The organism is Streptomyces griseobrunneus (assembly GCF_046713465.1).
In the GTDB taxonomy this organism is placed as follows: Bacteria; Actinomycetota; Actinomycetes; order Streptomycetales; family Streptomycetaceae; genus Streptomyces; species Streptomyces microflavus.
Genome location: NZ_CP177080.1, coordinates 4,306,553 through 4,325,221, shown reverse-complemented (window position 1 = coordinate 4,325,221; position 18,669 = coordinate 4,306,553). Strand labels below are relative to the sequence as shown.

The following is an 18,669-nucleotide window of genomic DNA, read 5'->3' as shown; positions in this document are numbered from 1 at the left end:
CTGGCCCAACTGGGTTGACCTGCGGGGACGGTACCAGTCCTCGGCACCGCCCCCGCCCGGTCACAGGGCTCCCTGACGGCAGGTCAGCCCGTCGAGGGCCCCCCGGACACCTCGTCGAGCACCTCGGCCAGGACCCGCGCCGCCCGTTCCGCGTCGGCGAACCCCACGTACAGCGGGGTGAAGCCGAACCGCAGCACATCGGGCCGCCGCAGGTCGCCCACGACGCCCCGCTCGATGAGGCGGCGCATCACGGGCTCGGCGTCGTCGCAGCGCAGGGCGACCTGGCTGCCGCGTTCGGCGTGTGCGGCCGGGGTGACGGAGGTGACCCGGCCCGCCGGTGCGTACGCCTCGACGCACTCCAGGAAGAAGTCCGTCAGGGCCAGCGACTTGGCCCGTACGGCGTCCACGGAGACCCCGTCCCACACGTCCAGCGCCGCTTCCAGCGTCAGCATGGAGACGATGTCGGGCGTGCCGACCCGGCCCCGTACGGAACCGTCCGCCGGGGCGTAGTCGGGGGTCATGCCGAACGGGTCGGCGTGCGAGTTCCAGCCCGGCAGCGGGGAGTCGAAGGCGGCCTGGTGGCGTTCGGCGACATACAGGTACGCGGGCGAACCGGGGCCGCCGTTCAGGTACTTGTAGGTGCAGCCGACCGCCAGGTCCACCCCGTGCTCGTCCAGCCCGACCGGCAGGGCGCCCGCGCTGTGGCAGAGGTCCCAGACGGCGATCGCGCCCGCCGCGTGCACGGCGGCGGTCAGACCGGGCAGGTCGTGCAGCCGGCCCGTGCGGAAGTCCACCTGGTTGAGGAGGACGGCGGCCGTACGGGGGCCGAGCGCGGCCGGTACGCCGTCGGGTGCGACCGGCACGATCCGGTGACCGGTGAGCCGGCCGGCGGAGGCGGCGATGTACCCGTCCGTGGGAAACGTCGTGGCGTCAACCAGGATCTCGTCGCGTCCCTCGCCCGCGAGGCGGGTGGCCGCGACGACCGCCTTGAAGACGTTCACGCTGGTCGAGTCACCGACGACGATCTGTCCGGCGGCGGCCCCCACGAGCGGGGCGATCCGGTCGCCGATCCGCTCGGGCGCGGTCCACCAGCCGCTCTCGCCCCAGGACCGGATGCGCAGCTCGCCCCACTGGCGGGTGAGGACGTCCTGCACCCGGGCGGGGACGTGGACGGGCAGCGCGCCGAGCGAGTTGCCGTCGAGGTAGACGCCGTCGTCGAGGGCGAAGAGCTCGCGCCGCGCGGCGAGCGGGTCGGCGGCGTCGAGCTTCGATGCCCGCGCACGCAGGTCCTCGGCCTTGGCCGTGGCCGTGGTCTCAGACATGGCTGCGCGCCGTCCACAGCTCCGGGAACACGTTCTTCGTGGCGCGCTTCTCCAGCCAGGCCACCCCGGCGGAACCGCCGGTGCCGGTCTTGGAGCCCATCGCGCGGCGGGTGGCGACGAGGTGGTCGTTGCGCCATCGCCAGACGAGCTCGCCGACGTCGGTGAGCAGCTCGCCGAGGCGCACCAGCTCGTCGTTCTGGTCGGCGGCGGAGTAGATCTCCGCCCACACGGCTTCGACCTCGGGCGACGGCTCGTACCGCTTGGTCAGGTCCCGGCCGGTGACCGCCTCGGGGATGGCGTACCCGCGGCGGGCCAGCAGGGCGAGGGTCTCGTCGTACAGGCTGGGCTCCCCGAGCGCCTTCTCCAGCTCGGCGTGGACGCGGGGTGCGCCCCGGTGCGGCACCAGCATGGAGGCGGACTTGTCGCCGAGCAGGAACTCCATCCGCCGGTACATCGCGGACTGGAACCCGGAGCCCTCGCCGAGCGAACCCCGGTAGGAGTTGAACTGGGCGGGGGTGAGCCCGGCGAGCGGCCGCCAGGACTCGTTGAGCGCCTCCAGCTCGCGCAGCGAACGCTTCAGGGCGTCGCGCGCGACCGGTATGCGATCCTCGCGCAGGGCGCGGGTGGCGGTCTCCCACTCATGGACGATGACCGTGAACCACAGCTCCATGACCTGGGTGGTGACCAGGAAGACCATCTCGCCGGGGTCGTCGGAGCGGAGGTGCTGCAGGTGGGTCAGGACATCCGCCTGGACATAGTCCTCGTACGGAGTCGTTCCCGCGAAGTCGAGGTGCGGGTTGTCCGCACCGGTGGCTTCGGAATCGGGGTGATTCGTCGACATTGCTGTCTCCTCGACACGAGCTTCCGGGTAGCGGTCCGCCCCTTCCGTGAGGTGATGGAGCTCCGGTCCCCTGCTCGCATACTAAGCGGCTCCCCGCCCGTCGCGCTTGGGCGGGGAGCCGCTCAGGGGAGGCTGCTCAGCTCAGGATGTCGGCGGCGGTCGGCGAGGAGTCGCGCAGGAATGTCGAGCAGCGCTCGTGCTCCTCGGTCTCCCCGATCGATCCGGCGGCCCGAGCCAGGGCGTGCAGGGCGCGCAGGAAGCCACGGTTCGGCTCGTGCTCGAACGGTACGGGGCCGTGGCCCTTCCAGCCGGCCCGGCGCAGGGAGTCGAGGCCGCGGTGGTAGCCGGTACGGGCGTACGCGTACGACTCGATGACCCGGCCGCCCTCGTACGCCTCGTCGGCGAGCTGCGCCCAGGCGAGCGAGGAGGTGGGGTACTTCGCGGCGACCTCGGCGGGCGGGGTACCGGCGGCGAGCAGCTCTCGCGGCTCGGGGTCGTCGGGCAGGAGGGTCGGGGCGGGGCCCCCGAGAAGGTTCTCGTGGATGGACATGGATCAAGTGTGCCTGCACCGGGGCGCGGGTGGGGCCGCACCGCCCACCTCACCGGGCCGGCCGCTCGCCTTCCCGGGCACGCTCGGGCTCCAGCGGCGGGGCCACGATCCCGCAGTGCACGGTGCACTCGGGCCGCTCCCCGGCCCGTTCCCGCTCGACGGCGGCCGCCGGGGTGCGGACGGTCCACCAGGCGATGACCGCGCCCAGCACCAGCATCCCGGCGCACATCGGCATCGCCCGCCGGAAGGTCGCGGCGAACTCACCCGCGTCCCGGTACGCCTCCGGGCCCATCCCGGCGAGCAGCGGCAGCGCGGCCACCGCGATCAGCCCGGCGGCCCGTGCGGCCGCGTTGTTGATCCCGCTGGCGAGCCCGGCCCGCCCGGTGTCCACGGCGGCCAGGACCGTCGCGGTGAGCGGGGCCACGACCACGACGAGCCCGGCGCCCAGCACCGCGACGGCGGGCAGCACCTCACTCACGTACCCGCCGAAGGACGCGCTGCCCCGCCCCACCCGCAGCATCAGGAGCATCCCGGCGGCGGCCAGCAGCGGCCCCACCGTGAGCGGGATGCGCGGCCCGATCCGCCGCCCCAGCTCCCCCGACCAGGCCGAGAACAGCAGCATCAGAATGGTGGTGGGCAGCAGCGCGGTACCGGCCCCCAGCGCCGAGTACCCGGCCACCACCTGGAGCTGGATCGCGGAGAGGAAGAAGAAGCCGCCGAGGGCCGCGTAGACGCAGAACGTCACCAGGTTGACCGAGGTGAACAGCCGGGAGCGGAAGATCGACGGCGGCAGCATGGGGTCCGCCCGCCGCTGCTCCACCAGCACGAACGCCACCCCGAGGAGCACCCCGCCGACGGCCGCCCCGATCACGAGCGGCGAGGCGCCCCGCCCCGGCGCCTCGATCAGCGCGTACGTCACCCCGGCCAGCGCGAGCGCCCCGAGCGCGGCCCCCAGCACGTCGAACCGGCCGTGCGCCGCCGGATCCCGCGACTCCGGTACGTGGCGGAGGGCGACGGGTACGCAGATGGCGGCGAGCGGCAGGTTCAGCAGGAACACCCACCGCCACCCGGGCCCGTCGACGAGCCATCCGCCCACGAACGGCCCCACGGCCGCCCCGACCCCGCCGAACCCGGACCAGAGCCCCACGGCCCGCGCCCGGTCGTCGGGATGGAAACTGGCCTGGATGAGCGCCAGGGACCCCGGCGTGAGCAGCGCCCCGCCGACGCCTTGCAGGGCCCGGGCAGCGATGAGCACCCCCGCGTTCGGCGCGATCCCGCAGAGCAGCGAGGCCAGCGCGAACCAAACGATCCCCACCACGAACACCCGCCGCCGCCCGTACCGGTCCCCGAGCGCCCCGCCCAGCAGGATCAGCCCGGCGAGCGTGAGCATGTACGCGTTGACGGTCCACTGGAGCGCGGCCAGGTCGGTGTCGAGGTCCTCGCCGATGCGGGGCAGGGCGACGTTGATGACGGTCGAGTCGAGCATCGCCATGCCGGAGCCGAGCACGGTGGTCAGAACGACCCAGCGCCCGACGGGCGAGGCGACCCGGATCTCCCCGGGCGCGGGGGCAGCAGCCATGGGGTCAGCTTCCCCCTGTTCGCCCTTTCCCGCACTCGACGGACCAACTCGGTCAGGCCCGACCCGCCAAGCCCGATCCGTCGCCCGACCCGTCAGGCCCGGGGCAGACGCACCACGGCCGTCCCGCCCTCCAGGTCGACGAGGGTCCGGTTCGGCGGCGCCCCGTCCTCCTCGTCGTCCCGCAGCAGCAGGGCCGACTGCCGCTCCTTGAGCTCGCTCTGCTTGCCGGGGGAGAAGGTCGCGTGCAGCTGCTCGAACCCGGTCGCCGATATCTGCCCCTGTCGCGCACTGTTCCGCCAGGGCAACAGACCGGCCCGCCCCGCCCGCAGCATCAGCTGATCGACGAAGGCCAGGGCGGTGAGCAGGATGACCAGCCCAGGCAGAGTCATGAACACAAGAAGCGGCATACCACCAGTGTGCCCCTGCCCTTCAAGCCCCTCCGGCGGCTTATCAAGCCCCTCCGGCGATTGAGGAGCGGGGGCCCGGGGGCAGAGCCCCCGAAACCACCGCCTACCGCACGGCCTCCACCGCCCGCACCAGCGCCTCCACCCCCAGCACCACCTTCGCCCGAGGACACCCCACGTTCAGCCGAACAAACCCCGGCGCCCCATAGACCGCACCCCCCATGACCGCCACCCCCTCCCGCTCCACCAGCGCCCGCTGCAACGCCGCGTCGTCGACCCCCGCCGCCCGCAGGTCGATCCACGCCAGGTACCCGGCCTGCGGCGGCTCCCACCCCAGCTCGGGAAGGGCCGCGGCCAGCCTCTCCGCGACGTACGCCAGATTCCCCGCCACATACCCCCGCACCGCGTCCAGCCACGGCCCGCCCTCCCGGTACGCCGCGATGTGCGCGGTCAGCGACAGCACCGCCGGGGACGCCAGCCCCTCCGCCGTCTCCATCCGCCGCAGATACTCCGCCCGGTCCGCCGGATCCCCGATCAGCCCGTACGCACCGGTCAGCGCCGGAAAGTTGAAGGACTTCGACCCGGACGAGATGAGCGCCCAGCGACCGGCCCCCGCCACCCGCGTCCACGGCACATGGACGTACCCCTCATGCACGAAGTCCGCATGGATCTCGTCGCTGACGACAGCCACCCCGTACCTCTCCGACAGCTCCGCCATCCGGGTCAGCTCGCCGGCCGTCCAGACCCGGCCGGTCGGATTGTGGGGCGAGCAGAGCACCAGGACCTTCGCGTCCGCCCGGGACAGCTCCCGCTCCAGCGCCTCCTCGTCCCCCACCGGCACCCCGCGCAGCTCCCGCCCGAGCCCGGTGATCGCCTTGCGGAAACCGTCGTACGTGGGGGTGTGGACGACGACCCCGTCCCCCGGCTCCGTCCACATCTGGAGGAGCTGGGAGAGCTGGCTGAGGACGGACGGGCCGTACACGAGCTGCCCGGTGTCGATCTCGGTGCCGTACCGGGTGGCGTACCAGTGCGCGATGGCCGAGCGGAAGTCGTCCTGCTGCCAGGTGGTGTAGCCGAAGACGCCGTGGTCCAGCCGGGCCCGCAGCGCGGCGAGCACCTCGGGGGCGGTGGCGAAGTCCATGTCGGAGATGGTGAACGGGAGGAGCCCGTCGACCCCGAACCGGTCCGCGACCCCGTCCCACTGGACGCACCAGGTGCCCCGGCGGTCGACGACGGTGTCGAAGTCATAGAGCGCGGCCACGACAGGCCCTCCTTCTCTCGGCACAGCAACGGGCCCGGCCCCCTGGAAGGAGGACCGGGCCCGAAGCCGTACATCCGTACGTACGCGTGGCTGCTTCAGCCCCGACGCGTGGTTACTTCAGCTTGGTACCCGTGGAGCGCAGGTTCGCGCACGCCTCGGTGACGCGCACGGCCATGCCGGCCTCGGCGGCCTTGCCCCAGGTGCGCGGGTCGTAGGTCTTCTTGTTGCCGACCTCGCCGTCGACCTTCAGGACACCGTCGTAGTTGCGGAACATGTGGTCCGCGACCGGGCGGGTGAAGGCGTACTGGGTGTCGGTGTCGAGGTTCATCTTCACGACGCCGTTCTCCAGCGCGGTGGCGATCTCCTCGGCGGTGGAGCCCGAACCGCCGTGGAAGACGAAGTCGAACGGCTGGCTGCCGGCCGGCGTGCCGTACTTGGCGGAGACGCCCGACTGAAGGTCCTTCAGCAGCTCGGGGCGGAGCACGACGTTGCCCGGCTTGTAGACGCCGTGGACGTTGCCGAAGGAGGCGGCCAGCAGGTAGCGGCCCTTCTCGCCCAGGCCGAGCGCCTCGGCGGTACGCAGCGCGTCATCGACGGTCGTGTACAGCTCGTCGTTGATCTCGTGCGTGACGCCGTCCTCCTCACCGCCGGTCGGGGTGATCTCGACCTCAAGGATGATCTTGGCGGCGGCGGCCTTGGCCAGCAGCTCCTGGCCGATGGCCAGGTTGTCGGCGAGGGTCTCGGCCGAGCCATCCCACATGTGGGACTGGAACAGCGGGTTCAGACCCTTGGCGACGCGCTCGGCGGAGACGTCGAGCAGCGGACGTACGTAACCGTCCAGCTTGTCCTTGGGGCAGTGGTCCGTGTGCAGCGCGACGGTGACGTCGTACTTGGCCGCGACGATGTGCGCGAACTCGGCCAGGGCGACCGCGCCCGTCACCATGTCCTTGTTGTACTGGCCGCCCAGGAACTCCGCACCGCCCGTGGAGATCTGGACGATGCCGTCGCTCTCGGCCTCCGCGAAGCCGCGCAGGGCCGCGTGCAGGGTCTGCGTCGAGGTGACATTGATGGCCGGGTAGGCGAACTTGCCCGCCTTTGCCCGGTCGAGCATCTCGGCGTAAGCCTCGGGGGTTGCGATGGGCATCTGACCGCTCCTTGGGATGTGCGGGTGTGCAGGCTTTGAGTCCCTGACCTGGGGGCGACGTCATCGTCGCCCCCATCTTCCCAGACTCCTCATCCGGCTCCACTCGGCGGACCCTGTTTCACGTGAAACGGTCCGCCCCGTCCGACATGGCTCAGGCGAGGCCGAGGTCGGCCACCGAGTAGACCTGGACGTACGGCAGACCGGCCTCGGCGATGGCCGGTGCGGCACCCCGCTCGACGATCACGGCGACGGCGACGACCTCGCCACCCGCCTCCCGTACGGCCTCGACGGCGGTCAGCGGGGAACCACCGGTGGTCGAGGTGTCCTCGACCACCAGGCAGCGGCGGCCCTTCACGTCGGTGCCCTCGATCCGGCGCTGCATCCCGTGCGCCTTCTGCGCCTTGCGGACGACGAACGCGTCCAGGCTCTCACCGCGCGCGGCGGAGGCGTGCAGCATCGAGGTGGCGACCGGGTCGGCGCCCAGGGTCAGACCGCCGACGCAGTCGTAGTCCAGCTCGGCGGTGGCGTCCAGCATGGCCTGGCCGACCAGCGGCGCGGCCTTGCCGTCCAGCGTGATCCGGCGCAGGTCGATGTACCAGTCGGCTTCCAGCCCCGAGGAGAGCGTCACCTTGCCGTGCACCACGGCCTTGTCCTTGATCTGCTGGAGCAGGTCAGCGCGTACGTCAGTCATGTCCACGAGGGTAAGCGGTGCCACCCCACCTCAGAGCCGCGCCCAGCTCCAGGTCGTCGTGATCTCCAGCGGATCGATCGGGGTGACCAGCCGGGGCGCGGTGTTGAGCCCGTTCGGCGGCCCGGACTGCGGCTCCACACAGACCGCCTCGGCCTGCTCGTCGTAGATCACGACCCACTCGCTGCGGCTCTTCACCGTCAGCTCCAGCTGCTCCGGCCAGGTGAGCTTCACATCGACGCCGTCGGGCATCCCGAAGCAGTCGTCCCACGGTCCGGGTACGGGGTCGATGCGGCGGCCGGTCGGCAGGTGGTCCTCGCCGCGCTCCTCCTGCCAGGCGGCGTCGAAGGAGAGCTCGGCGTCCCGGCCCCCGAGGCTGCGGTGGAACCAGGGGTGCCAGCCCGCCTGGGCCGGGAAGGAGTTGCCGTACGTCTCGACGGCGAGGCCGAGCGTCAGCGCGTCCTCGGTCAGCTCGAAGGTCTGGGTCACCCGGCCCTCGTACGGCCAGGGCTCGGCGAGGTCGTAGTAGAAGGCGGCCTGCGCCTTGTCCGCGCGGGCGGTCCGCCAGGCGGTGTCCCGGCCGGTGCCGTGGATCGCGTGCGGCGGGGAGTTCAGGGGCAGTTGGTGGGACGCGTCGCCGTTGCGGAACTGCCCGTACCCGGTACGCCCGCACCAGGGCACCATCGGGAAGCAGCCGTACCGCTCGCCCTGGCGCAGCAGTTCGGTGGAGCCGATCCGCAGGCTGCTGATCCGGCAGCCGTGGGCGGGGTCGACGGTCAACTCGGCGTCCCCGGCGGTCAGCCTGACGCTCACTTCGTTCCGGGCGCGCTCTTCGCCACCGCGGACGCTCTCTTCGCTACTGCTCACCCGACGACCCTACTGGCGGCTCACGGCCTGCGGCGCCGCAACGCCCGGCCCAGCACCACGGCGGAGGCGAGGGCGAGGGCGGCCGCCGGGGCGACCCAGCGCAGGGTGTTGCCCGCTCCGCCCGCGTCCGGCGAGGGCACGGGGGCGTACCGGCCGCGCGGCGGCGCGTGGTCGACCTCCTCCGCGCTGCGGCCGATCATGGTGCGGCGGGCGTGCGCGGCCTCGGCGGGCGGCTCGTCCGGGACGGTGAACTCCACTCCGGCGACGGGGTCGAGCGCGGGCGGCGGCACGGGCGAGTCGAACACGGACGCGGATTCGGCGGGCTCGGCAGGGTCGGCAGGTTCGGTGGGGTCGGTGGGGTCGGTACGTTCGGCGGAGTCGGCGGCGGCGCCTGCATCGGCAGAAGCCCCCTTCCCGGACGGCTCGTCACCCACGGGCTCGTCGCTCACCGGCTCCCCGCCCGGAGTGTCGCCGGACGCCTCCTCGACATCCCCCTCAAGCCCCTCGGCCGAGACGTCCTCCGCGCCTCCCCCGGCCGTCGGGTCCGCCTCCACACCCTCCCCGGCCGTCGCGTCCGCCTCCTGCGCGGCCAGCGTCTCCGTCACCAGTTGCTGGGTGAAGCGGTCCAGGAGCCGTTGGGCCGCCGCGAGCGCGGCGCCCTCCTCCAGCTCCGCCAGCCGGCCGTCGCCGCTCGCCGTACCGCTGTAGGCGAGGGTCGTCCCGCCGTCCGTCTCCGTGAGGCCGATGGTCATGGCCAGCTTCACCGCACCGGTCCCGCGGGCCTCCACGCCCTCCCCGGTGACCGAGAACCGCTCAGCGCCCTCCGCACCCTCCGGGCCGGAGAGCTTCAGCTCGCCCCGGTACGTGATGGTGTGGCCGCCGGCCCGGAACTTCAACCGGCCCGCCAGGGGTGACGCCGACGCGTCGGCGTCCTGCTGGATCCCCGGTACGCAGCGGGCGACCCGCACGGGATCGCCCAGCGTGTGCCGCAGGGCCGGGACCGGGACCGGAACGAACACCTGATGCTCCATACCGACCGAGCCTAATCGTCCCCGGCCCGCACGTCAGGGCTTCCCCACGCCCGGCCCGCACGCCCGCCCCCTCACGCCTCCTCCCAGTAGCGCGGGTGGATCAACGTGGACGGCACCTGCCCCGGCAGCCGCAGCCGGTCCGCCGCCCGGGCCCCGTCGCGCAGCTCCGACTCCCCCAGCGAGCGCAGCACGGGCGCCCCGGCGCCCAGCCCCGGCTGCCCCACCGCCCGCGCCCCCGCCAGGACGAAGCCCCAGCCCTCCGGGCCCCCGCCACCGCCACCGCCACCGCCACCGCCGCCGAGCCGGTCGGGGCTCGCGGTGAAACCGGAGGGGCGGCCCGGGATGCGGTACGGGCGGGTCGCGAGGCCTCCGGCCCGTACCGAGGCCTCCACGGTCCAGAAGGTCCGGGGCCGGGCCTCCGGCGGACCCGCGTGCACCACGAGCCGTCCCCGCGGCACCAGTGCCTCGGCGATCAGCCCGTAGAACTCGGCGGAGTACAGCTTCGTACTGGCCGTGACCCCCGGGTCCGGCAGGTCGGAGATCACCACGTCGTAGCGGTGGCGGTCGGCCCGCAGCCAGGTGAACGCGTCCGCGCCGACGGCGGTGAGGCGCGGATCGCGGTAGGCGTGGCCGTTGAGCCCGGAGAGGGCGGGGTCGGTGCGGGCCAGCCGGGTGACGGCGGGGTCGATCTCTACGACGGTGACCGAGCGGACGTCCCGGTAGCGGAGGACCTCGCGGGCGGCGAGCCCGTCGCCGCCGCCCAGGACGAGGACCCGGGCGCGGGGCCCGTTCATCGCGGGGTGGACCAGCGCCTCGTGGTAGCGGTGCTCGTCGCGGGCGCTGACCCGCAGCCGGCCGTCCAGGTAGAGGCCGAGGGAGTCGCGGTCGGTGCCGGTCAGGACGACCTCCTGCACCCCGGTCTGCACGGCGACCCGCACCTGGTCCCCGTAGACCGCCCGCCGCGCCGCCCGCTCGAAGTCGTCCACCAGGAACGTGGCGGTGGCCAGGACGGCGATCACCGAGAGGTTGGCCACGACCAGGAGCCAGCGCGAGCGGGAGGTGAGGTCGCGCCGGAACACCCACAGGACCAGCGCCCCGCCGGCCGCCGCGTTGACCGCGCCGGTGAACAGCGCGCCGGTGAGCTGCCCCAGCATCGGCAGCAGCAGGAAGGGGAAGGCCAGCCCGCCGACGAGCGCGCCCACGTAGTCGGCGGCGAAGAGGTCCGCCACCGCCCCGCCCGCGTCCTGCCGGTCGACGCGCTGGATCAGGGTCATCAGCAGGGGGATCTCCGCGCCGATCAGCACCCCGATCGCCAGCGAGAACCCGACCAGGGCATGGCGCGACTCACCGAGCCAGGCGAACGACGCGTACAGCACGAGCGCCGAGGAGCCGCCGATCAGTGCGAGGGCCGCCTCGATCAGGCCGAAACCCACGGCGGCGTGACAGCGTAAACGTTTCGCGAGGAGAGAGCCGATGCCCATCGCGAAGACCATCAAGGAGAGCACGACGGAGGCCTGGGTGACCGAGTCACCGATCAAGTAGGAGGCGAGCGCGACCAGTTCCAGCTCGTACACCAGGCCGCAGGCCGCGCAGACGAAGACGGCGGCCAGCACGAGGAACCGGCCGGTCCTCGGCCGTACGGGAAGCCGCGCCGCGCCCCCTCGCAGCGACACCTGCTGGTCGATCATGCTGCGAACGCTACGTCACTGTCCGGTCGCCGCTTGTCACCCACAAGGGTGCAAGTGGAGCGGCCGTGGGACACCCGGCCCCCTGGCCGCATCCCTCAGAGCGCGGGCGCCGGGATACGCACCCCCACCCGGGTCCGGGTGACCACCAACTGCCCTTCCTGCGGGTACGCGTGCCAGGTGCGCCACCGCACCTGGCCCTCGATGCGCTGGGCGAGCATCGCGGTGAACGCGTACGGGGAGCCGGGAAAGGTGCCCGCGAGGCCGTGCGGGTGGTCGCTCACGAGCGCGAGCAGCTCCTGCGCCCGGCCGGCGAACTGCCCCTGGGTCAGGGTCTCGACGCGCGCCGCGAATTCGTACTCCCAGTCCCCGAGCCGCTTCGCGACGCCGAGGGGAAGGGGGGTGCTGCTGCCCGGCATGCAGGCAACGGTCTCGGAGCAGACCCCGCGGTCCTCCTGGAGGAGGACCTGATGGGAGGCGCCGAGCAGCCTCAACTGGAGTTCGGCGCCACCGAGCTGGAGGTCGAGGACGGCGAGGGCCGGAAGCGGCTCCCGGCCCAGGGTCCAGGCCAGGTCGGCGGCGCGGGTATCGGAATAGGCCGTCTGGAGGGTGGTGAGCATGGGTCGGCTCCGCAAACACACATGGACACATGGACAGCGGACGTCCCCTGGGCATGCGCGTGGGAGGAGGGGAGCGCCCGATCTGGTCCAACTGGGGTCCGAGGGCTGAATGTTCTCTTCAACGAGGGAATCACGAAGTACGCGGCACTCGCAGCGTTTTTACCCAACTTGACGCGGTTTCCATCCCCTCGGGGGCTGCCCGGTTCAACTGTTCAACCATTTTCGCCTGCGTGGCTCAACGACAGGGCGCCCGAAGGGAGTTCACCCTCCGGGCGCCCTGTGCCCGAGTCACTGTCGGTGACGACGTTGGTCACCGGCCGGCTTCCTTCTCCGCCGTGGCGGTTGCGACCGGCTCAGCTGCCCCCGCCGCCGCACCCGCCGCCACCGCCGCAGGAGGAGGAGGATCCGCCTCCGCACGAGTGGCCGCCGGAGTGACCACCGGAGTCACCGCCGGACGAGCCGCTGTCGCCGATCCACCAGCCGCCACCGCCACCACCGCCGTCGCCGCCCCCGCCCGCGGTCGCGGAGGACCGGCGCTTGGCCCCCGGCCGGGACGAACCGCTCCCGACGCTGCTCACCCGCACCAGGAACACCACCAGACCCACCAGGACACCCACAGCGATCAGCACCGTGATGAAGACACCCATGCCCCTCACCCGCCTTTCTCTCCCCCGAAGCGCGGTTCCCCCGTCGCTTCCCGGATCTCTCCGTGTTTCTCGGTCTTGCTTCGTGACAGGGGGATCCCCCCGTCCCACGCGAACGAAAGCAGACTTGAGCAACTCCAGAGCTTGGGCACAGGATGGCGCCCATGACACAGGGACGACCGTTGCTCAACCGCCGCCTCGCCGGGTTCGGCACGACGATCTTCGCCGAGATGTCCGCGCTGGCCGCGCGGACCGGCTCGATCAACCTCGGCCAGGGCTTCCCCGACACCGACGGCCCCGAGGAGATCAGGGAGGCGGCGGTCCGGGCGCTGCGGGCCGGGCACGGCAACCAGTACCCGCCGGGGCCCGGCGTCCCGGAGCTGCGCACCGCCGTCGCCGACCACCAGAAGCGGTTCTACGGACTGGACTGGTCCCCCGACACCGAGGTCCTGGTCACCGCCGGAGCGACCGAGGCGATCGCCGCCTCCCTGCTCGCCCTGGTGGAGCCGGGCGACGAGGTCATCGCGTTCGAGCCGTACTACGACTCGTACGCCGCGTGCATCGCCATGGCGGACGGCGTCCGCGTCCCCCTCACCCTCCGCGCCCCCTCCTTCCGCCCGGACCTCGACGAACTGCGCGCCCTGATCACCCCCCGCACCCGCCTGCTGCTGCTCAACTCGCCGCACAACCCGACCGGCGCGGTCCTCACCCCCGAGGAGCTGAGCGGGATCGCGGCCCTGGTGGTGGAGCACGATCTGCTGGTCGTCACCGACGAGGTGTACGAACACCTCGTCTTCGAGGGCTCCCACCACCCGATCGCGGCCCTGCCCGGGATGCGCGAGCGCACGGTCTCCATCTCGTCGGCCGGGAAGACGTTCTCGTACACCGGCTGGAAGATCGGCTGGGTGACGGGCGACGCGGCCCTGGTGACCGCGGTGCGCTCGGCGAAGCAGTATCTGACGTTCGTGAGCGGGGGCCCGTTCCAGTACGCGATCGCGGAGGCGCTGCGGCTGCCCGACACGTTCTTCACGGGGTTCCGGGAGTCCATGCGCCGCCGGCGCGACCTGCTCGCGGAGGGCTTGCGGAGCGCGGGCTTCCGGGTCTACGAACCGGAGGGGACGTACTTCGTCACCACCGACATCTCCCCGTTCGGCGAGGAGGACGCCTACGCCTTCTGCCGGGCCCTCCCGGAACGCTGCGGCGTCGCCGCCGTACCGAACTCGGTCTTCTACGACGACCCGGAGGCGGGCCGCAGCCAGGTCCGCTTCACCTTCTGCAAGCGCGAGGACGTGCTGGAGGAGGCCGTGGAGCGGCTTCGCCGGCTGGGGTGAGCACGGAGACGGCCCGGGTGGCGGTCTCGTGGTGACCGCTGCCCGGGCCGTTCCCGTGGATGGGTCGAGGGGCTAGGCGCCCTCGGGGTCCGTCTTCTCCTCGGCCGGCGCGAGACCCAGGCGCTCGATGAGCCACTTGTCGAACTCGATCGAGGCGCGCACCCAGCTCACCGTCGAGGAGACGAAGTGCTCCAGGCTGACGCCGGTGCCGATGAGCATCTGCGCCTCACCGATCAGCCGGACGGAGCCCGCCTCGCCCTCCTCGCCCTCGTGGGCGTGGGTGTAGACCTTGGGCCACAGGGTGCGGCGGTTCCAGTCGTCGATGGCGTCCAGGAGGACGGGACGCAGGTCGAGCGCGTGGGGGCGGTCGTAGAACGTACGGACCGAGAAGACCTGCTGCTCGTCCTCGCCCCGGAACATGAAGTACGTCCGGAACTCTTCCCACGGCGCGGCGAGGTCGCCCTCGTCGTCGACGACGTACTTGAGCTCCATCTGGTCGAGGAGCTGCTTGACGAGGTCCTGGTCAGGGACGACGGGGCCCTCCGGTCCTGCCGCCTGCGGTTCGGGCTGGCCCCCGAAATTAGGAATCGAGGACGGATCGATGCTCACCGTTATTTCCCTTCGTGCGGTTGCGGCCATCCTCTCCCATGGCGGGCGGGGCATGGCAAGCCCGCACGGTCCCTATCCGCCACAAGCTGACAGAGAGCCGGTGGGGATGGGGCCGGGCGGGCACATGCGCACAGTGTGTGACGATCCGTGCCCCGGTGTTACGGGACGGGCCCGGTGCTTCTACGAGGCCGGGCCGACGATCACGAGGCCGGGCCGACGATCAGCCCGTCCTCGGCCCGGTCCACCCGCACGGTGTCACCGTCCGTGATCTCGCCGGAGAGGATCTCCTTGGCGAGCCGGTCGCCGATCGCCGTCTGGATGAGGCGGCGCAGCGGGCGCGCCCCGTACGCCGGGTCATTGCCCTCCTCGGCGAGCCAGGCCAGTGCCTCGGGGGTGACGTCGAGGGTGAGCCGCCGGTCGGCCAGCCGGGCCGCGAGCCGGTCGACCTGGAGCTTCGCGATGTGCGTGAGCTCGTCGCCGGAGAGCGCCGAGAAGACCACCAGGTCGTCCAGCCGGTTGATGAACTCCGGCTTGAAGGAGGCCCGCACCACGTCCAGCACCTGCTCCTTCTTGACCTCGGGCTTGACCAGGGGGTCCATCAGGAACTGACTGCCGAGGTTGGAGGTGAGGATGAGGATGGTGTTGCGGAAGTCGACCGTGCGGCCCTGGCCGTCGGTGAGCCGGCCGTCGTCGAGGACCTGGAGCAGGATGTCGAAGACCTCGGGGTGGGCCTTCTCGACCTCGTCCAGGAGCACGACGCTGTACGGGCGGCGGCGGACGGCCTCGGTGAGCTGGCCGCCCTCCTCGTACCCGACGTAACCGGGCGGGGCACCGACGAGGCGGGCGACGCTGTGCTTCTCGCCGTACTCGCTCATGTCGATGCGGATCATGGCCCGCTCGTCGTCGAAGAGGAAGTCCGCCAGCGCCTTGGCCAGCTCGGTCTTGCCGACGCCGGTGGGCCCGAGGAAGAGGAACGACCCGGTGGGCCGGTCGGGGTCGGCGATCCCGGCGCGCGTACGGCGTACGGCGTCGGAGACGGCCTGCACGGCCTCGCTCTGCCCGATCAGCCGCTTGCCCAGCTCGGACTCCATCCGCAGCAGCTTCTGGGTCTCGCCCTCCAGCAGCCGCCCGGCCGGGATGCCGGTCCAGGCGCCGACGACGTCCGCGATGTCGTCCGGGCCGACCTCCTCCTTGACCATGGTGTCCTTGGAGGCTTCCTGCTCCGCCTCGGCGGCCTCCTCCAACTCCCGCTCCAGGCCCGGGATCTCCCCGTACAGCAGCTTGGAGGCGGCGTCGAAGTCACCGTCGCGCTGGGCGCGTTCGGCCTGGCCGCGCAGTTCGTCCAGGCGCTCCTTGAGCTCACCGACCCGGTTGAGGCCCTGCTTCTCCTTCTCCCAGCGGGCGTTGAGGCCGCGCAGCTCCTCCTCCTTGTCGGCGAGGTCGCGGCGCAGCTTCTCCAGGCGCTGCTTGGAGGCGGCGTCGGACTCGTTCTTGAGGGCCAGCTCCTCCATGCGCAACCGGTCGACGGAGCGCTGGAGTTCGTCGATCTCCAGGGGTGAGGAGTCGATCTCCATACGGAGCCGGGAGGCGGCCTCGTCCACCAGGTCGATGGCCTTGTCGGGGAGGAACCGGGAGGTGATGTAGCGGTCGGAGAGGGTGGCCGCGGCGACCAGCGCCGAGTCCGCGATCTGCACCTTGTGGTGGGCCTCGTAACGGCCCTTGAGACCGCGCAGGATCGCGATGGTGTCCTCGACGGACGGCTCGGCGACCAGCACCTGCTGGAAGCGGCGCTCCAGGGCGGGGTCCTTCTCGATGCGCTCGCGGTACTCGTCCAGCGTGGTCGCGCCGACCATGCGGAGCTCGCCGCGGGCCAGCATCGGCTTGAGCATGTTGCCCGCGTCCATGGCGGAGTCGCCGCCCGCGCCGGCGCCGACGACGGTGTGCAGCTCGTCGATGAAGGTGATGATCTGGCCGTCGCTCTCCTTGATCTCGGAGAGGACGGTCTTCAGGCGCTCCTCGAACTCGCCGCGGTACTTCGCGCCCGCGACCATCGCGCCGAGGTCCAGGGAGACCAGCCGCTTGTTCTTCAGGCTCTCCGGGACATCGCCCTTGACGATGCGCTGGGCGAGCCCTTCCACGACGGCGGTCTTGCCGACGCCGGGCTCACCGATGAGCACCGGGTTGTTCTTCGTCCGGCGCGACAGCACCTGCACGACGCGGCGGATCTCCTGGTCACGGCCGATGACCGGGTCCAGCTTGCCCTCGCGCGCGGCGGCCGTGAAGTCGGTGCCGAACTTCTCCAGGGCCTTGTACTGGCCCTCCGGGTCGGGTGTGGTCACGCGACGCCCTCCCCTGCTCGTCTCGAATGCGGCCAGCAGCTTCTTGGCCGTGGCCCCTTGCCCGTCGAGGATCTCACCGGCACGTCCGCCCTTCGCGGCGATCCCGATGAGCAGGTGCTCGGTGGAGAGGTACTCGTCGCCCAGCTCCTTCGCCCGCTGCGCCGCGTCCTGGATGACGGCCAGCAGCTCGCGGTTGGGCTGCGGCGGGGCGACGGTGGAGCCGGTGACGCTGGGCAGGGTCCCGAGCAGCTTCTCGGTCTCGGCGCGCACCACGGCCTGGTCGGCCTCGACGGCGGCCAGCAGGTCGACGATGTTCTCGTTGTCCTCGCCCGCCAGGAGTGCGAGCAGCAGGTGCCCGGGGGTGAGATCGGGGTGCCCGTCCTTCACGGCCCGGTCGCTGGCCGCGTTGATGGCGTCCCGGCTCTTGTTGGTCAGCTCGGCGTCCACGTGCGCTTACTCCTCCTCGCAGCTGGAACTCATTCCTTGACGGAATCAACGTGCACAAAGTTGAGTCTATTCCACTCAAGTTGGTTCCGGCGCCCATTATGCGGCTCCCGGACCGCCCGACCTTCCGAGTGAACCGGCTGCCCGGCCCGCCCGCCACCGCACCGGCGTCCCCCGCCGCCTACGCTTCACCCATGGCAGACGTACGCAACCCCACCCCCGAGTACCTCGCGTTCTGGCGCGAGCGCCACGTGTGCACCTTGACGACGCTCCGCCCCGACGGCACACCGCACGTGGTGCCGGTGGGCGTGACGTACGACCCGGAGGCCGGGGTGGCACGCGTGATCACCGGCAAGGGCACGCGCAAGGTCGCCAACATCCTGGCCGCCGGCCCGGAGGGGGCACGGGTCGCCGTCTGCCAGATGCACCGGGCCCGCTGGGCGACGCTGGAGGGCCGCGCGACCATCCGCACGGAGCCGGAGGCCGTCGCGGACGCGGTGAGCCGTTACGCGGAGCGCTACGAGCGCACGCCGAGGCCCAACCCGGAGCGGATCGTCATCGAGATCGCCCTCGACCGGGCGCTCGGAAACGCCTGACCGCCCGACCGGGCGCCCGGAATCGCCTGGCCGCCCCCGGACGGGAACAGCACAGCGGCGCCACCGTGTTCAGGTCACGGTGGCGCCGCTGTGTGGGGGAAGCGCCGGAGCGATAGGTGACGACGGGGGAATCGCTCAGGCACTGCGGGGGGTGGCGGAAAGGGGTTCTGACGCGATCAGCTCATGGTCCCGCTGATCGAGGTTCACAAAGATCATCCCGTACCTGACGGCGCAGCGGACGGGCTGCGGCGCGCCACGGGGGCGTCGGAGACAGCGATAGGCGCGGACGTCTTCGTCCTCTTCCATCACGACGACGATCGGCTCTCCGAACAGGGTGACCATCAACGAGTCGCCACGGCGGGGGAGTGCCGTGAGCAGATCGATGAAATGCCACCCTGAGCGATAGGCGGTTGCCATCTCGCGCCGGAAGGTTCGGTCGTCCGGCGGCGTGGTCATGCGACCGTGTCAGCCGGAGCGGTCCAGCTGATCTCGCCGGGCCCCGACGTCCTGGGGGTCAGCCAGCTGATCTCATCAGCAGCGGCCGCCTCCACGGACCAGCTGATCTCACCGCCGGATACCGAGGCATCGGAGAACCAGCTGATCTCATCGGCACGGGGTGCCGCCGAGCTGCCCACCGCGCCGCCTGCCACGCCAAAGCCCAGGGCCGCGACAAAAGCGGCGGCAAGCACCGAGCGAAGCATTCGCTTATCCATA

At 72.0% G+C, this 18,669-nt stretch carries 19 protein-coding genes; 2 read left to right on the top strand and 17 right to left on the bottom strand.

Annotated features, from left to right (window positions below; translation table 11 throughout):
• Positions 1–83 precede the first annotated feature (83 nt).
• From kynU to ACK8N7_RS19665, 13 genes are all read right to left on the bottom strand, one after another.
• Positions 84–1,322: a kynureninase gene (gene kynU, locus ACK8N7_RS19725; RefSeq protein WP_403214447.1), complete on the bottom strand. Its 1,239-nt coding sequence runs from the start codon at positions 1,320–1,322 to the stop codon at positions 84–86.
• Positions 1,315–2,163: a tryptophan 2,3-dioxygenase family protein gene (locus ACK8N7_RS19720; protein WP_403214445.1), complete on the bottom strand. Its 849-nt coding sequence runs from the start codon at positions 2,161–2,163 to the stop codon at positions 1,315–1,317. The genes kynU and ACK8N7_RS19720 overlap by 8 nt, the downstream gene beginning before the upstream one ends.
• A 136-nt stretch (positions 2,164–2,299) precedes the next feature.
• The gene (locus tag ACK8N7_RS19715) at positions 2,300–2,713 is read right to left on the bottom strand and encodes a DUF3151 domain-containing protein (RefSeq protein WP_403214443.1); all 414 of its coding nucleotides are present in this window, start codon (positions 2,711–2,713) and stop codon (positions 2,300–2,302) included.
• A gap of 49 nt (positions 2,714–2,762) precedes the next feature.
• Positions 2,763–4,292 carry an MFS transporter gene (locus tag ACK8N7_RS19710; RefSeq protein ID WP_403214441.1) on the bottom strand — a complete coding sequence of 510 codons (1,530 nt, stop codon included), beginning with the start codon at positions 4,290–4,292 and terminating at the stop codon, positions 2,763–2,765.
• 92 nt (positions 4,293–4,384) lie between these two features.
• Positions 4,385–4,699 carry a DUF6191 domain-containing protein gene (locus ACK8N7_RS19705; protein WP_403195925.1) on the bottom strand — a complete coding sequence of 105 codons (315 nt, stop codon included), beginning with the start codon at positions 4,697–4,699 and terminating at the stop codon, positions 4,385–4,387.
• Between the two features lie 103 nt (positions 4,700–4,802).
• The gene (locus ACK8N7_RS19700; protein WP_500443466.1) at positions 4,803–5,957 is read right to left on the bottom strand and encodes a MalY/PatB family protein; all 1,155 of its coding nucleotides are present in this window, start codon (positions 5,955–5,957) and stop codon (positions 4,803–4,805) included.
• 112 nt (positions 5,958–6,069) lie between these two features.
• Positions 6,070–7,101, bottom strand: a complete 1,032-nt coding sequence (gene fbaA / locus ACK8N7_RS19695; RefSeq protein ID WP_500443464.1) for a class II fructose-bisphosphate aldolase — start codon at positions 7,099–7,101, stop codon at positions 6,070–6,072.
• A gap of 151 nt (positions 7,102–7,252) precedes the next feature.
• Positions 7,253–7,792, bottom strand: coding sequence for an orotate phosphoribosyltransferase (gene pyrE / locus ACK8N7_RS19690; protein WP_031125422.1), 540 nt, complete (start codon positions 7,790–7,792; stop codon positions 7,253–7,255).
• A gap of 30 nt (positions 7,793–7,822) precedes the next feature.
• Complete coding sequence (locus ACK8N7_RS19685) at positions 7,823–8,656, bottom strand: aldose epimerase family protein (protein WP_457810832.1); 834 nt, start codon at positions 8,654–8,656, stop codon at positions 7,823–7,825.
• Between the two features lie 20 nt (positions 8,657–8,676).
• Positions 8,677–9,687: an SRPBCC domain-containing protein gene (locus tag ACK8N7_RS19680; protein ID WP_500443462.1), complete on the bottom strand. Its 1,011-nt coding sequence runs from the start codon at positions 9,685–9,687 to the stop codon at positions 8,677–8,679.
• Positions 9,688–9,758: 71 nt separating this feature from the next.
• Positions 9,759–11,375: a polyamine aminopropyltransferase gene (locus tag ACK8N7_RS19675; protein WP_500443460.1), complete on the bottom strand. Its 1,617-nt coding sequence runs from the start codon at positions 11,373–11,375 to the stop codon at positions 9,759–9,761.
• 95 nt (positions 11,376–11,470) lie between these two features.
• On the bottom strand, positions 11,471–11,992 hold the full coding sequence (locus ACK8N7_RS19670; protein ID WP_015609566.1) for a DUF2617 family protein: 522 nt from the start codon (positions 11,990–11,992) through the stop codon (positions 11,471–11,473).
• A gap of 353 nt (positions 11,993–12,345) precedes the next feature.
• Positions 12,346–12,639: a hypothetical protein gene (locus ACK8N7_RS19665; RefSeq protein ID WP_500443458.1), complete on the bottom strand. Its 294-nt coding sequence runs from the start codon at positions 12,637–12,639 to the stop codon at positions 12,346–12,348.
• 161 nt (positions 12,640–12,800) lie between these two features.
• On the opposite strand from ACK8N7_RS19665, the gene ACK8N7_RS19660 reads away from it, so the two are divergent.
• Positions 12,801–13,967: a pyridoxal phosphate-dependent aminotransferase gene (locus ACK8N7_RS19660; protein WP_500443456.1), complete on the top strand. Its 1,167-nt coding sequence runs from the start codon at positions 12,801–12,803 to the stop codon at positions 13,965–13,967.
• Between the two features lie 72 nt (positions 13,968–14,039).
• Here ACK8N7_RS19660 and ACK8N7_RS19655 read toward each other — a convergent pair whose 3' ends face one another.
• Together ACK8N7_RS19655 and clpB are read right to left on the bottom strand one after the other, a co-directional pair.
• Positions 14,040–14,576 (bottom strand): type III secretion system chaperone family protein, encoded by a 537-nt coding sequence (locus tag ACK8N7_RS19655; RefSeq protein WP_015609569.1) that lies wholly within the window; start codon positions 14,574–14,576, stop codon positions 14,040–14,042.
• Positions 14,577–14,776: 200 nt separating this feature from the next.
• Positions 14,777–17,362 (bottom strand): ATP-dependent chaperone ClpB, encoded by a 2,586-nt coding sequence (clpB, locus tag ACK8N7_RS19650; protein WP_403214429.1) that lies wholly within the window; start codon positions 17,360–17,362, stop codon positions 14,777–14,779.
• 191 nt (positions 17,363–17,553) lie between these two features.
• Here clpB and ACK8N7_RS19645 point away from each other — a divergent pair, with 191 nt between their 5' ends.
• Positions 17,554–17,955 carry a pyridoxamine 5'-phosphate oxidase family protein gene (locus ACK8N7_RS19645; protein WP_403214427.1) on the top strand — a complete coding sequence of 134 codons (402 nt, stop codon included), beginning with the start codon at positions 17,554–17,556 and terminating at the stop codon, positions 17,953–17,955.
• Positions 17,956–18,090: 135 nt separating this feature from the next.
• On the opposite strand, the gene ACK8N7_RS19640 is transcribed toward ACK8N7_RS19645, so the two are convergent.
• Positions 18,091–18,411 (bottom strand): Rieske (2Fe-2S) protein, encoded by a 321-nt coding sequence (locus tag ACK8N7_RS19640; RefSeq protein ID WP_015609572.1) that lies wholly within the window; start codon positions 18,409–18,411, stop codon positions 18,091–18,093.
• Positions 18,408–18,656 (bottom strand): hypothetical protein, encoded by a 249-nt coding sequence (locus ACK8N7_RS19635; RefSeq protein WP_403214425.1) that lies wholly within the window; start codon positions 18,654–18,656, stop codon positions 18,408–18,410. Before ACK8N7_RS19635 ends, ACK8N7_RS19640 begins: the two co-directional genes overlap by 4 nt.
• Positions 18,657–18,669: the final 13 nt, after the last annotated feature.